Raw genomic sequence first — 13,338 nt, 5'->3', positions numbered from 1 at the left:
GCTGACCGGGGAGCCGCCCGGATTCTGCCGGGGTCAGCCGATCCGGGCGCTGTCTGCCGGAGTTGAGATGACATCTTTGAGTTCCGAACGGCTGGCGACATGCAGCTTCGAATACACCTGATAGAGGTGCCCCTCCACAGTGCGGACCGATACATGCATCTGTTCCGCGATCTTGCGGTTCGCCGTGCCGGCAGCGGCCCGGACAGCCACTTCACATTCCCTCGCCGTCAGGGTCGAGGTTGTGAGCGAGTGCAGACCGTTCTTGGAGCTGCCGAACTTGTCATCGAGCGACTGCTGCGTCCGCTGGGCGATCCGCAGTGCGATCCGGTTGCCGGCGTCGTTCGCGCAGCTGACGGCCTTCCGGGCCGCATCCCGGGCGAAGACGGCGTTGCCGGATGCGTCGGCGTCCTTGGACGCCTCCAGCAAGACTTCGCTGTCGGCCTCCCGCATGCCCTCGGCCAGCCGCGAGCACAGGGCCGCGAATTGCCCGGTCACCCGGCCGCCGAGGCTGCCGAGCTTGTGGCCCATCTGGCGGTCTCCCAACCTGGTGGCGGCGGACTGGAACAGGAGCGCCGGGGCCACGGCCGAGGAATCCGTGTCTTTCTCCGCCTCGGCTGCCAGTGCGCGGATGGATGCTGCCCGCTGGCCGAGCTCGGCCTGGGCCGAGAGTTCGAAATAGCGTGTGAGCCGTTCCGCCAGCCAGGCCGCGGGGGGTCGCGGCTGGTCCAGGTCGTCCAGCAGCAGGCCTGCCGCCTCCTCCTCGCCCTGGAGCGCGGCGGCATAGGCACACACTGCCGTGGCCAGGCCGGTCAAAGCATCGGGGTCCTGGGCCCGGAGCTGCCACCTGCCGGCCTGCAGCCGGGACAGGGCGTCGTCCAGGTGTCCGGCGTGCAGGTCAACGACGCCCTGCACAATCTCGAACATCCCGCCGAGCCGGGTCTGGGGCTCGACGCCCCCGTAGGTCTCGTCAAGATAGGCGGACGCCTCCCGGAACTTTGCCGAGAGCAGCAGCAGGAGCAGGAACCTGCCCCTGACCTCACGGACCGCCCGGTCCGTGAGGTGCACGTTGGCTGTAGCCGCCAAGACCTGCTTTCCCAGGGCCAGCGCCAACACGACGTTGCCGGTGACGGCCAGGGCCTCGCAGCGCACGCTGGCAGTCACGATGCGCAGTTCGCTGCCCAAGTCCGTTGTGTCCACATGCTCGGTCGCGGCCAGGACATCGTCGTAGCGTCCCTGGAATGCGGCGAGCTCGGCCTCAGCCAGGCGCAGCTGCTCGCGGGCCGCTCCCATCGCGCGGCTGTTCTGCTCCGGTTCTGCCGCCAGCCGCTGCGCGAGCTCGCGCAGCCGGGCCTTGGGATCGGCTCCCGGGGCCGGGCTGCGCTTTTCCAGCTCTGCCCGCAGGAGCTGCAAGGCCGTCCACTCGGACACTGGAAGCTCCCGGCAGGCGGCGTCATCCAAGGCTTCCAGAACCCGACGCGCGGACTCCGCGTTATTCGCCAAAATGTGGGCATTCACCGATTCGATGGCCGTCAGGGCGGGGCGTTCGTTTCCTTCCGCCTCCTGGATGAACCGCAGGGCCGCCGCGGGGTCGGACGCGCCGTTCGCGGTGTGGGCCGCGGCCAGGGCCACCTCCGGGCGCACCTGCTCTCCACAGTCCAGCGCCCAGGCGACGCCGGTCGCGCTGCCGGCGTCCAGGGCGTCTGGCTCTTGGAGCACGGCCGTGAGCCGGCGGCGGAGTTCGGCGCTGCGGCCGGGCGGGACTACGCTGGCGACAATTCCGGCCGTCACGGGGTTGGCGACGCCGACCATCGGCGGATGGTCGTGGGTGACCCGGATCAGGGCCCGCTCCTGGAGCGCGTCCATGTCCTGCGGGTTGGCGATCAGCATGAGGGTCTGCAGCGGCACCGAGCCTGCAAGTGCCAGTAGTTCAAAGACGTCGCGCTGGCCGGTGCCAAGCCGGTTCAGGCGTGCCTTCACGACGTCCCGGATCTCGCCGGTCAGGGCAATGGGGCCGTTGCCCAGGAACCATACGCCGTCCTGGCGGACCACTGTGCCCAGCTTGATCTGTTCCCGGGCGAGCGAATGGAGGAACAGGGCATTGCCCCCGCTCGCGCTCCACAGCGCCCGGGCTGCGGTCAGGGAGAAACGGCCGCCGTATTCGTGATGCAGCGTTGCTGCCGTCTCGGCGAAGTCGAACGGTCCAAGGTCTACCCGCCGGAGCAGGTCATCCTTCCACAGGCCCATGATGTCGCCGCCGACGTGGGGCATGTCCACGCACGCCGCCAGCAGGGTGACATGGGCCCCTGCGCTCAGCTGGGCCACCATCATGCTCGAGAGCTCGTCGAGGTCATGGGCGTTGTCTACGAAGAGGACGATTCGCCGCCCGTCCGATTTGTTGTGGAGCAGCTGCGTCAGTCCTCGCAGCACCATCAGGGGGTGCTCAAGGTGGGAGGCGTCGAGGTCGTTGAGGAGGACGCTCAGGGCCCCGTACGGAAGCTTGGAGGAGATGGAGCTGCCCCTGACCTGGACAACCAGAAAATCGTCGCCGAGCTGCTCAAGGGCGCGCTGGGCGATAAAGGACTTGCCGGCCCCATGGTCGCCCACGAGGACTATGCCGCAGCCCGAACCTGACGTCAGGGTTTCAACAATGTCAGCAACGATCTGCTGGCGGGCGAAGGGCTTGTCTTTGTTCCGTGCATATCCGTTTCTTGGCGCGGGAAAAATGGCTTCTGTCTGGCCGCTGCCCGCAGGCAAGCCGGCGTCTTGCTGGAACATATGAGAGACCTTCGCTATCAAAGTGTGAGCGGTGATACCTCAACGGTAGGGACTGCGGGTATTTTCGGTATGCGTAAGTAGTACTCGATTACGTAGCGAGTATTCGGCCCGCTCTACGTACCTGTACTCAGTTGGACCCGCACCGCCGCAAGGCCTAAAGCAAGTAGTCGGTATCCCGGTTTCACGTGTCCTGACCGTAGCGTCCCGGAAACCGGGAAATCGGCCTACCGCAGGCCCGGCTGGCCGCCCTACGCGGGCCGCCCGGCAAGCTGCTTGTACGCAGGACCGGCTGCTTCTCCGCTAGCGTCCGCCGATACCGGGAAGCTGTTCACGGCCCTTGACGTTGAGCTTGGCGTAGCTGCGGTAGAGATGGCCTTCAACCGTGCGCACGGACACCTGGAGCTCGGCGGCAATTTGCCGGTCGGTGAGGCCGCGTACGGCCAGCGCCACAATGTCGCGCTCGCGGCGGGTCAGTATGCCGAGCGAGTCATCGGTCTTGGCCGCGTCCTCGCCAGGGAGGTCGTCGGCCCGGTCCAGGCACCGCTTCCGCTGGGAGTTCGCCATGCGCTCCCTCAGGGTATCGCCCGCGGCCCGGTAGGCGTGCGCCGCGGCATCGTAGGCAAGGGCGGCAAAGGCCCACAGTTCGGCAGCTTCACAGGTTTTCGCGGCCTCAAGGTGGTCTGCGGGGTTGTCCGTGCTGATGGCTGCGGCGTAAGCGCAGATCGCGGCGGGCCGTGGGCCCTCAAGCCCGGCCCGGAGTTCGAGCAGCCTCGGCGCCGAGTCCGTGTCCCCCAGGGCCAGGCAAAAGGCCAGCGCGTCGAGTTCGAGGCCGGGAGTGTCCATGTCCGGGTCGGGGCGTCCGAGCCGCTTCAGTTCCGCGATGGCGCCGGGATAGTTCCCGAGCCGGGCTTTTCCGTAGACCACGGCCATCGCGGCCAGCGAGCGCATGTACCGCGGCAAAGCCGCGGGGGCGGCCGCGAAGTCGGCGAGGAGAAGCTCCGCCTTCGTCTGGGCACCGACGTCGGCGGCCGCCGCGAAGGCCATGGCAGCCGTGAGGGCGAACAGCTGCTGGGGGTCGGTCAACCGCAGGGCTTCGAGTGCTGCACTCAGGGTGTTCAGGGCCTGGGCGGCCTTGCCTTGGTAGAGCAGGATGATGCCGTGGGCCGCGTGGACTCCCCCGCCGAAGGAAATCAGGCTGGGCCCGGATCCGGCGACAAAGCTGGTCAGGAGCGTTTCCGCCCCCGGCCAGTCCCCGGAGTGGATTGCGGCGGCGGCGGAGCGGACCACCAGGAAGTCGGTGAGGAAGTACAGCTCATCGTGGTCGGCTCCGGCGGCCTCGATTGCGCGGGACATCACGGCGAGGGCGCTCAGTCCCTTGCCGCCGGCGAGGAGCCGGTCCGCGTCGAGGCAGAGCCGGAATGCCTTTTCGAGGGTGTTCGCCGCCGGTCGGGTAGCGGCGCCCGCCTTTTCCGCAGCCGGGGCGTCCGCCGAGGCAGGAGCCGCCGCGTACTCGCCTGACAGCGCCAGGACCATGGCTTCCATGGTGTCCAGGCGCTCCTTCGTGGCACGTTGAATGGCTTCGGCGTCGTCCGGCCGGGCCGTGGCGAGGCGTTCGGCGGCAGATTGGAGCACCTGTGCCCGTTTCATGATCTCTGCCGGCGTGTGGCCCAACGCTGTCATCACGGCGGCCCACAGGAGCGATCCGGCCAAGAGGCCGGGGATGCTGTCGCCCTTGCCGAAATCGGCGTCGAGGATGTCCCGCGCCGCAAGGTAGTCGGAGGCGTTGTAGCGGGTCCGCGCCATCACGGCACGGGCCGCCATCTGCAGTTCCGGATCCTTGACAAGGGCGGCAGCCTTCCGGGCGAGCTCATCCTCGTAGAGCCGGCTGGCCAGCACGGCGGCCCGAAGGAGCTGCCGGTCCTCGACCTCCGCACCGCATTCGATCGACCAGCTCACGTGGCGCAGCAGTCCTTCGGCCGACGTCGGCTCGCTGTCCATCTTGCGCAGCAGGCTCTGCCGAAGTTGCAGGCTCCTCGCCGGCGAGATCAGGTTCCGCAAGGTGTCGCCGTACACGGTATGCCACAGCCGCAGTTCTCCGGTTCCGCGGTCCGTCACGCGGATCAGTTCGCTGTCGATCAGCGATCCCACGGCCTCTTCGCCGGTCACAGACTCGATCAGGTCCCTGGACACGGGTTCGGCCAGCGCCACCAGATTCAGCGCCTGCCGTTCTTCCGGTGAGCGCAGCAGCAGCTGACGGCGCACGACGTCGGTCAGCCGTTCGCCGTGGCTGTTGAGGTGTCGGGTAAACAACCAGACACCGTTGCGCCGGAGGAGCGTCCCGTCGTTCTTGGCGTCGTCGAGGAGCCCGTTGAGGAGCATCGGATTGCCGCCGGAGGCCTCCCAGAGGATCTCGGCGACGTTCGGCAGCACTTGCGAGCCGAGCTCGCCCTCCAGCATCTCTGTGGTCTGCGGGAGGGTGAGCGGGCGCAGGTCGTGCCGTTCGGCGATGCCTTCAAACCACAGCTGCAGGAGCGGTTCCGGCAGTCCGGGCCGGGCGGCCGCGCCCACGAGCAGTTTCGCCCAGCCGGCCGCAGCCAGTTCCGCCAGGATCCCGGCCGTCGCCTCGTCGAGGTCGTGCGCGTCGTCGACGACGAGCAGCAGAGGCTTCTGGGTAGCGCGCTTCTGCTCCTCCAGGTGCGCCCACAGCGTCCTCAACACGGCCAGCTGCGACGTTGCTTCCTGGACCGGCAGTCCGACGATGAAGGGGCCGAGGACACCGTACGGCACCTTGGTCAGGGACGCGCTGCCGTGGATCGGCACCGGCGTCACCTCGGCGCCCAGCTCCGCCACAACGGCTTCGATGAGCCTGGATTTGCCCATCCCGCTGTCGCCGAGGACGAAAACGGCCACATGGCTGCCGCCTTGAAGGGCCTCGACTGCCGACAACAAATCTTCGGACCTCCCGGTCAAGGCGCGGGTCGGCGCCGTGCCGGGGCTCCCCGCCGGCTCCCTAGATGAGTCCAAGCAGATCACTTCGCGAAGAAACGCCGAGCTTCGTGAACACCTGGTACAGGTGGCCCTCCACAGTTCGGACGGAAATGCCCACTTCCAGGGCGATGTCCTTGTTGGAGACCCCGTTCCCGGCAAGGGTGGCGATTTGCCGCTCCCGTTCCGTCAGCAGCGGGCCCTTATTGCGGGGCATGACGGGCAGCGCCGGAACGGATTCCGAGAGGCTCTCGAGCATGCTGTACGCGGCGTTGGCGCTGGCGGTCAGTCCGGCGCCCTTCGCGAAGTCGAACGCGAGTGCCGCGCACCTGGCCTGGACAGCGTCCAGTTCGAGGGCCGCGGCCTGCTCGGCGGCTTCGAGCATGATCGTCGCGTCCTTCTTCCGGCTGCCGACGGCGACCGTTCGGGAGAGCTCGGCAAGCGGCCCCTGCCGCAGCCCGGCGATTTCCTCCATGAAATGAAAATCCTTGACGGTTCCGTTGACGGTGGCTCCGAGCATGCAGATGCCGGCAAGGGTGTGGCGGCCCTTCCGGAAATGTGCCTCCGCCGACCGTATCAGCCGGTCTTTGGCCTCGGGGTCACCGAGCCACCGCGAGGCCATGTCCAGGCAGAACTCCGTGGAAGTGCCGACAGTGAAGCGGGCCGGGCCGTCAGCCGAACGGGCCCGGTCCAGGTAGATGGTGGCCTGGACCGAGTTGCCGGTCTGCGCGTAAGCAAAAGCGGTGGCGGCGTAGGCCTGGCGCAGGGACTGCAGGCTGGCCCGGACCTCCAGCTGGGCGATCGCGGCCAGCAGCGGGTCCAGTGCCATGTAGCCGCGGCCGGCATAAACGTAGGCGAGCCCGACGGCGAGGTCGGTTGCGGCGCTGCCGGAATGCAGCCCGTGCCCTGCCCGGCCGCTGGCGTCCTTGAGCATGTCGATGGCCTGACGCCACAGGCCGGAGACGAGCAGCACATTGAAGGAGCGCCAGGCGAAGTTTTCACGGATGCGCGGCACGTTGGACCACTCGCCCAACTGTCCGCCAATCTCCCGCATGAGTTTGCGGGCATCGAGTTCATGACCGGTCAGGGACCAGGCCTCCATCAGGATGATGGCCGACCTGAGCCGGTGCACGGGGTCCGCGCCGGGGACGCTTGTGGTGGCCGCGGTGGTGAGCCGCGCGATGATCGGCTCGAAATCCCCGATGAAGGAGAAGTAGCTGAACTCGCAGAGATCCAGGCACAGCCCCGCCCGGGAAAGTGCCGCCGGGGCAGCGGGGGGCTCGTCCAGGCTCAGGTCCTGGAGCCGGACCCTGGCCTGCCGGAGCAGCTCTGGGACCTGGTCGGAGCGGTCCTCCAGCCAAGTCATGCAGTCAGCTTTCGCCGCAATGAATTCAGCGAACTTCTCGGCCGCGAGGTCGTTGACATGCCGTTCGGAGACATCGTCCAGCGCGGACATGGCCTGCAGCGGCAGGCCGAGTTGGAGGTACGCTGCCGATTTCTGGAGCTGTCCCTCGGCCCACTCAGGGTCCGAGGGAGTCAGGCTGCCGGCGCATTTGAGCGCAAACTTCGGGTCGAAGAGCTTGACGGCGGCGCTGGCAGCGGCCACAGCGTGGGCGGGCGCCAGCTGGGCGTTGCAGTCGTGGGTCCACGCCGCGTAGGCCAGCAGGTCCTCGATTGTCAGCTCGTCCAACTCATGTTCCTGGTGCCCGGGGACCTTGTCCCGGAGTTCCAGCCGGCGCTCCACGCTAAGCCAGTTGCGGACAATGTCGCCGAGGTAGCGGTCGCCCAGCGTGACGAGGTGCCGGTCCGTGCGTTCAACGACGATCTGGCCGGCTTCTTCCATGTCCGCGATAACACCGGGGCTGTACATCCTGGCGAGCCGGGACAGGGGCAGCGTCCGGGCGCATGAGAGGACGTCGATGACCTCCCGGGCCTCGGGCGTTTCCCTGGCATACCTGGCCCGGACAATATCCTCCAGCGCCGTCCGGCCATCCAGCACCACCTCATCGACGAGTGTCCACACAGATCCGGACAAGACGAGGTTTCCGCGTTCGATTTGCTCAGAGACGACAGCCTGCAGGAGCGTGGGGCTGCCGCCGACCAACTGGTGCAGCTGGCTTGCCAGGGCGGTCGAGACCCGATGGCCCAAGGCTGACTGCAGAACCTCCAGCGTTTCGAGTTCGGTCAGGTTGGCGAGCCGGACCTCGGCAAGCTGGCCCGAGGTGATGAGCCAGTAAAAGTCCGGCGGAAGGTCAGTTGTGCGCTGGGCCGTTGCGATCAGCCGGGCGGTCCGGGTCTGCAGGAGGTTCAGCAGGACCCCGGTACTGAGTTCGTCGAGGGACCCGGCGTTGTCGAGCAGGATCACGCACTGGCGGCCGGCGGCGTCGTCGCGGATCAGCGAGGTAATACCGTGCAGGATGGCGGTCGGCGAGCCCAGGGAACTCTGCGGGAGCCGCGCGAGGGTGAAGGCGAGGCAACCGTACGGGGTTGCCGAACCCGGCCCCGTGCTGCGGAGCTGGATGGTGTACACCTCGGGGCCAAATCCCGCGAGGGCAGTCCGGCCTACAAGCGTCTTGCCTACACCGCGGTCACCCGTGATGACAACGCCCATCCGGTCCTGCGCCAGCAGTTCCTTCCGGACACGCTCGGCATCACCGTGCCGCGCCAAACCGGACCAGCCGTGCCTCGCGACCGGACCGGCAGCATGTTCTTCTTCGGCGGGTGCCAATGTAGTGGAAACATTTCCCCAGCCCAGCGAATCCCTCGACATGTAGTTTCCTTCGTACCGCTTTGCAGACAGCAACCCCAGACTGCCCACTTAGAAGTAGCGTATCCCTATCCCCCGACGTGAGAGTAGACAGATCATAGCTGGAATGCAGAAAGCTTGGAAAGGAAACACGTAATGCGCATGCAACTAAACCGCCCGGCGCCTGCCGCGGAGCCGGGACGGCAACGTTGGGGGCGCTTTTTGGTTGCGTTAAGTTCGTGTCGCGTTTAGGTGGCCTTGGCCGGGTGGAACTTCTGTTGGGCGGCGAGCAGACCGTCCCGGACCAGGACTTCGACGGCGTCGGCCGCTGAGTCGATGAGGAAAGGCAGTTCCTTCTTCTCCGGGGCGGAAAAATCGCGCAGGACGAAGTCCGCAGTCTCCATACGGCCGGGCGGACGCCCGACGCCCACCCGCACGCGCAGGTAGTCCTTGGTGGCCAGGGCCTTGGAGATGTCCCTGAGTCCGTTGTGGCCGCCTTCGCCACCGCCGATCTTGAGCCGTACGGTGTCGAAGGGGATGTCGATCTCGTCGTGGACGGCAATGACGTGCGCGGGATCGATGCCGTAGAACTGGGCCAGGGCCGAGACGGGGCCACCGGAGACGTTCATGTAGGACAGCGGCTTGGCCAGCACAATCCGGGGCCCGCCGATGCCCAGACGCCCTTCCAGGACCTGGGCGCGCGACTTGTGCGACTTGAAGCCGCCGCCGACGCGCGAGCCGAGTTCGTCCAGGACCATTTGGCCGACATTGTGCCGGTTGTGGCTGTACTCGGGTCCGGGGTTGCCAAGGCCTACGATCAGCCAGGTGTCGGTCATGGATCAGTCCTTCGGTGGGACGCGGCAGGGTGGGACGGTCAGGCGGGACGTGTCAGGCAGGGAAGCCGGCTCCGGGCGCACAGCACCGGAGACGACGGCGGCCGGGCCCCTGAGGGACCCGGCCACCGCTGAAACCGCCGGAATTACTCGGCTGCTGCTTCTTCGGTTGCCGCTTCGGCTGCCGGGGCAGCCTCTGCGACTTCTTCGCCCTCTTCGGGGATTTCGATGGCCTCGGAGATGTTGACAACGAGTGCTTCGGGGTCGGCCAGCAGGGTGGAGCCCTTCGGCAGGACGAGATCGGAAGCGTGGATGTGCTCGCCGGCGCCGCGGCCTTCGATGCTGACCTCGATGGCGGTCGGCAGGTGGGTCGCCTCGGCCTCGACGGAAACGACAGTCATTTCGAGGTTGTGGACGTTGCCCGGAGCCAGTTCGCCGGTCAGGTGAACGGGGACGTCAACGGTGACCTTCTCGCCGGTGCGGACGGTCAGCAGGTCGAGGTGCTCGATGATCTGCTTGATCGGGTTGCGCTGGATGTCTTTGACGAGGGCCAGGTGCTGCTCGCCGTTGATGTCCAGGGTCAGCAGGGCGTTGGCGGTGCGTACTGCCAGGGTGGTGGCCTTGGCCGGCAGGGTGATGTGGATCGGCTCGGCGCCGTGGCCGTAGATGACAGCCGGGATCAGGTTGGCCATGCGGGCGCGGCGGGCGAAGCCCTTGCCGAATTCGGTGCGTACTTCTGCTGCGAGCTTCTGCTCAGACATGGATATCTCCTAGTGGATTCAAGCTGTGTAAACGGTGTTCAGCAAGGGCGGAGGTCTGTTTGCGACCTTCAACGCCGGGCTGCCGTGCAGCTGACCTTCAGAAGGAGATTCAGACCCAGTCGATAACGGAGACCAGCAGTCCGGTTTGCCGATTAATTTCCATCAATACGGCCTACCGGTGCTCTCCCTCGCCAAGGTTTCGGTACAAGGTTACCAGCGGCGGGCCCGGTTTCTAAAACCGGGCCGGCCACCGACCGGCTGAGGCAGGGCTCAGGCCTGGCCGTCGAACAGGCTGGTGACGGAGCCGTCGTCGAACACTTCACGGATGGCGCGGGCGATCAGCGGTGCGATGGAGAGCACGGTTAGCTGCGGGAAGCGCTTGTCCGGGGTGATCGGCAGGGTGTTGGTGACCACTACCTCGCGGGCGCCGGACTCGGACAGCCGGCGGGCTGCCGGATCGGAGAACACCGCGTGGGTCGCAGCGATGATGACATCCTTGGCGCCGGCGTTCTTGAGCACCTGGACGGCGCCGGAGATGGTTCCGCCGGTATCGATCATGTCGTCGATCAGGACGCAGGTGCGGCCTTCGATCTGGCCGACGACCGTCTTGGAGACGGCCTGGTTGGGCACGGTGAGGTCCCGGCTCTTGTGCACGAAGGCCAGCGGCGCGCCGCCGAGGCGCTCGGCCCACTGCTCGGCGACGCGGACGCGGCCGGTGTCCGGCGAGACGACCGTGACCTTGTCCGAGCCGACCCGGGTGCGGATGTAGTCAGCCAGGAGCGGGATGGCCATGAGGTGGTCCACGGGGCCGTCGAAGAAACCCTGGATCTGGGAAGTGTGCAGATCCACGCTCATGATGCGGTCGGCGCCGGCGGTCTTGTACAGATCGGCGACGAGGCGTGCCGAGATCGGCTCGCGCCCGCGGCCCTTCTTGTCCTGGCGGGCGTAGGGGTAGAACGGGGACACGACGGTGATGCGCTTGGCGGAGGCCCGCTTGAGCGAATCGATCATGATCAGCTGTTCCATGAGCCAGTTGTTCAACGGGGCCGGGTGGGCCTGGATCACGAAGGCGTCTGTGCCTCGGACGCTCTCGCCGGCCCGCACGTAGATCTCGCCGTTGGCGAAGTCGTAGGCGTCCAGGGGCAGCAGTTCGGTGCCCAGCTCCTTGGCGATCTCCTTGGCCAGTTCAGGGTGCGCACGCCCCGCGGCCAGCACCAGCTTCTTCTCGCCGTGTGCCGTAATTTCGCTCATGATTGCTAGCCCTCTTCTGTCGGTGCCGGAGTAGTGGAGGATGTTGGGGCGAGGCCCGCGCCGCTGGTGGACTCGGCCAGGGCGGACTCGGCCAGGGCGGCGGAGACGGAACCGGGGCGGTTGGTCGCTACCCAGCCATCGGAGTTCCGCTGCTTGGCCAGGGAGACGGCGAGGGCGCCGGCAGGGACGTCCTGGCGGATGATCGCGCCGGCACCGCTGTAGGCGCCGTCGCCCACGCGGACGGGAGCGACGAACACCGTATTGGAACCGGTGCGCACACCCGATCCGATCACCGTGCGGTGCTTCTTTTCGCCGTCGTAGTTGGCCGTGATGTTGCCGCAGCCGATGTTGGTGTCCTCGCCGATTTCCGCGTCCCCGGCGTAGCCGAGGTGGGACAGCTTGGAGCCGCGGCCGATCGTGACGTTCTTGGTTTCGTAGAACGCGCCGATCTTGCCGGTCTCGCCCAGAACGGTGCCGGGGCGCAGGTAGGTGAAGGGGCCCACGCTGGCGCGCGGACCGATCGTGGAGCCGGAGCCGTGGGTGCGGATCACCTTCGCGCCCGCCCCCACCGTGACGTCGGTCAGCGTGGTGTCAGGACCGACGACGGCGTCGCGCGCCACCGTGGTGGCACCGTACAGCTGCGTGTTGGGCAGGAGGCGGACGTCCTCGTCGAGCGTCACCGTGGCGTCGATCCACGTGGTGGCGGGATCCACGACGGTCACGCCGGCGCGCATCCATGCTTCGACGATGCGGCGGTTATGTTCGGCTCCGAGCGCCGAGAGCTGGACGCGATCGTTGGCGCCCTCCACCTGCCAGCGGTCTTCGGTGATGACGGCCGCGACGCGCCCGCCCGCGGCGCGGGCCAGGGCGAGGACATCCGTGAGGTACTTTTCGCCCTGGGCGTTGTCCGTGGTGACGTGGACCAGCGCGTCGCGCAGCACGGCGGCGTCGAAAGCGTAGATGCCGGAGTTGACCTCACGGATTTCGCGTTCGGTGCTGGTGGCGTCCTTGTGCTCGCGGATTCCCGTGACAGTTCCGTCGTCTGCCCGGAGGATGCGGCCGTAGCCGGCAGCGTCGCCGAGCACGGCGGTGAGGACAGTGACGGCGTTGCCCTCGGCCTCGTGAGTGGCGACGAGCTCGGCGAGGAGCCCGCCGGTGAGCAGGGGGACGTCGCCATAGGTGACAACGACTGTTCCGCTCAGCGGACCTTCGGCGTCGAGGGCTTCCAGTGCGGCTTCGACCGCGCGGCCGGTGCCGGGCACATCATCCTGGTCAACGATCAGGGCTTGCGGATCGAGGGCGGTGACGTGGGCGGCCACGAGGTCGCGTTCATGCCGGACCACGAGGGCCAGCTCGCGGGGGTGGATACTGCGGGCCGCCTGGAGCGCGTGGCCGACCAGGGAGCGGCCGCCGATCTCATGGAGAATTTTTGGGGTACGGGACTTCATCCGGGTACCGGCCCCTGCAGCTAGGACAATCACGGCGGCTGGGCCAGTGTTCTCGGGGTTCACGTATTGGCTCTCCTTGCTTGGTTGCGCAGTGTGTCTCGCCAGTTCCGCCCATAGGACTCGAACCTATACTCCACGGCTCCAAAGGCCGGGGTGCTGCCATTACACCAGAGCGGACCGTGCCGGGCTTGACCTGTGGCACGAGAACCAATTCTGCCACGAAGGTTGATGCTCGTGCGACTCAGCGCCGCGAGAGGGGCCGCGGGCCGGTGCGGCCGGACGGCAGGGCGGCAGGCTGGTAGGGGCTCGTGGGCTCGCTGGCTGCCGAGGGACATGCCCGGTGTTGGCCACAAGAAATGGACATAACCCAACATGCCCATCCCTGGCCCGCGCCGAGGGACATGTCCAGCGGCCATCCAGCCCTGCAAGGGACATGCTCAGTGCTGGTCCGAGGAATGGACATAACACCAATATGCCCAGTGTTGGCCTGCGCAGTGGGACATGTCCAGCCGGTTTTCATGGCTGCAATGGACATGCCC

Annotated in this window: 7 protein-coding genes and 1 tRNA gene; all 8 read right to left on the bottom strand. The window is 67.2% G+C overall.

The window, feature by feature from the left end; genetic code table 11:
- Positions 1 to 33: 33 nt before the first annotated feature.
- A complete protein-coding gene (locus BLQ10_RS00805; RefSeq protein WP_091557195.1) occupies positions 34 to 2,775 on the bottom strand; it encodes a helix-turn-helix transcriptional regulator in 2,742 nt (913 codons plus the stop codon).
- A gap of 300 nt (positions 2,776 to 3,075) precedes the next feature.
- Positions 3,076 to 5,808: a LuxR C-terminal-related transcriptional regulator gene (locus BLQ10_RS00800; protein WP_368086483.1), complete on the bottom strand. Its 2,733-nt coding sequence runs from the start codon at positions 5,806 to 5,808 to the stop codon at positions 3,076 to 3,078.
- Positions 5,786 to 8,530, bottom strand: coding sequence for a LuxR C-terminal-related transcriptional regulator (locus BLQ10_RS00795; protein WP_091557191.1), 2,745 nt, complete (start codon positions 8,528 to 8,530; stop codon positions 5,786 to 5,788). Before BLQ10_RS00795 ends, BLQ10_RS00800 begins: the two co-directional genes overlap by 23 nt.
- Before the next feature lie 224 nt (positions 8,531 to 8,754).
- A complete protein-coding gene (gene pth / locus BLQ10_RS00790) occupies positions 8,755 to 9,342 on the bottom strand; it encodes an aminoacyl-tRNA hydrolase (protein ID WP_091557188.1) in 588 nt (195 codons plus the stop codon).
- A gap of 143 nt (positions 9,343 to 9,485) precedes the next feature.
- The gene (locus BLQ10_RS00785; protein ID WP_091557187.1) at positions 9,486 to 10,100 is read right to left on the bottom strand and encodes a 50S ribosomal protein L25/general stress protein Ctc; all 615 of its coding nucleotides are present in this window, start codon (positions 10,098 to 10,100) and stop codon (positions 9,486 to 9,488) included.
- Positions 10,101 to 10,370: 270 nt separating this feature from the next.
- Positions 10,371 to 11,351, bottom strand: coding sequence for a ribose-phosphate diphosphokinase (locus tag BLQ10_RS00780; protein ID WP_026537748.1), 981 nt, complete (start codon positions 11,349 to 11,351; stop codon positions 10,371 to 10,373).
- A 5-nt stretch (positions 11,352 to 11,356) separates the two neighbouring features.
- On the bottom strand, positions 11,357 to 12,862 hold the full coding sequence (gene glmU, locus BLQ10_RS00775; RefSeq protein WP_091557184.1) for a bifunctional UDP-N-acetylglucosamine diphosphorylase/glucosamine-1-phosphate N-acetyltransferase GlmU: 1,506 nt from the start codon (positions 12,860 to 12,862) through the stop codon (positions 11,357 to 11,359).
- A gap of 42 nt (positions 12,863 to 12,904) precedes the next feature.
- Positions 12,905 to 12,976 (bottom strand) — tRNA-Gln (locus BLQ10_RS00770).
- Positions 12,977 to 13,338 lie beyond the last annotated feature (362 nt).

The sequence above is a fragment of the Arthrobacter sp. ok362 genome, assembly GCF_900102785.1.
Classification (GTDB): Bacteria; Actinomycetota; Actinomycetes; order Actinomycetales; family Micrococcaceae; genus Arthrobacter.
This window is presented reverse-complemented; position numbering and strand designations above follow the sequence as displayed.